This window comes from Streptomyces sp. 15-116A, assembly GCF_025290915.1.
In the GTDB taxonomy this organism is placed as follows: Bacteria; Actinomycetota; Actinomycetes; order Streptomycetales; family Streptomycetaceae; genus Streptomyces.
In genome coordinates this window covers 1-1,330 of the sequence record NZ_JAOCQE010000540.1, presented here as the reverse complement: position 1 = coordinate 1,330, position 1,330 = coordinate 1, and the positions used below count along the sequence as shown (strand labels likewise).

General features: G+C 74.6%; 1 protein-coding gene and 1 pseudogene. Both read right to left on the bottom strand.

The annotated features are described in order from the left end of the window. The coding region (locus tag N4P33_RS35315; RefSeq protein WP_260830998.1) for a serine/threonine-protein kinase at positions 1–880 on the bottom strand (880 nt) is incomplete at its 3' end. 51 nt (positions 881–931) lie between these two features. Further along, positions 932–1,330, bottom strand: a pseudogene (locus tag N4P33_RS35310) (nickel transporter); the annotation flags it as partial.

The following is a 1,330-nucleotide window of genomic DNA, read 5'->3' as shown; positions in this document are numbered from 1 at the left end:
CGGCCACGGTCGGGGCGAACGGATCGGCGCCCGGCGTCCCCGCGCGGGGCGAGCCCCCGGCGCCGATCACCCGCAGATCCGCGAGCGCCTGGCCGGACGACAGCCGCTCGGCCGGATCCTTGCGCAGCAGACCCTCGATGACCGGCGTGAGCGGCCCCGCCCGGCGCGGCGGCGGCAGCTCCTCGTCGACGATCGCCCGCAGCGTGCTCAGCGGGGTGTCCTGCCGGAACGGCGAATGCCCCTCGACCACCGCGTACAGCAGCACCCCGAGCGACCACAGGTCGGACTCCGGGCCCGGCGTGCGGCCGAGCGCCCGCTCCGGCGCCAGGAACTCGGGCGAACCGATGACCTCCCCGGTCATCGTCAGCGCGGAGCTGCCCTCGACCATGGCGATACCGAAGTCCGTGAGCACGATCCGGCCGTCGTTCGCGATCAGCACGTTGGCCGGCTTCACGTCCCGGTGCAGCACACCGGCCGCGTGCGCGGCCCGCAGTGCGGCCAGCACCTCCGCGCCGATGTGCGCGGCCCGCTGCGGTGACAGCGGGCCCTCCGCCTCCAGCACCTCGGCGAGCGACAGACCGCGCACCAGCTCCATCACGATCCACGGGCGGCCGTCCTCCATCGCCACGTCGTACACCGTCACCACACCGCGGTCGGCGACCCGGGCCGCCGCCCACGCCTCCCGCTCCAGACGGGCGTACATACGCTCCACATCGGGCGCCGCCAGCCCGGCCGGGGCGCGCACCTCCTTGACCGCGACCTCGCGGTGCAGCACCTCGTCGAGGGCCCGCCACACGGTGCCCATACCGCCCTCGCCGAGGGGTGACAGCAGGCGGTAGCGGCCCGCGATCACCCGCTCACGGCCCGGTTCTTCGGACACGGCGCCCCCATTCGCATCCGGGCGAATCTTCCCTTTCCTGATGAAAGTAGCTCAGCCGAGAGCGGATGCGGCCCCCCTGAACACCAATCCGGCCCCAAGAGCCACGACGACGAACGCCGAGCCCAGGGGTGCGATGCGGCGCGCGAAGGCGGCCAGCGGGCTCGACGTCCAGCGGGGGCGGCGGGTCAGGAACCGGGCGAGACCGCCGCCCGCCTTGACGACGGCGTACCCGGCGGCGGTGAGGGTCAGGGCGAGTCCGACGCCGTACGCGAGGACGAGCAGCAGCCCGAACCAGGCGTGGCCGAGCGCGGCAGCACCGACGAGCACGACGACGGCGGAGGGACTCGGCACGAGCCCCCCGGCGAAGCCGAGCAGGATCGTGCCCCGCAGGGTGGGGGCGACGGGGTGGGTGTGGGTGTGGCCGCCGTGGGTGTGCTCGATGGTGGGGAG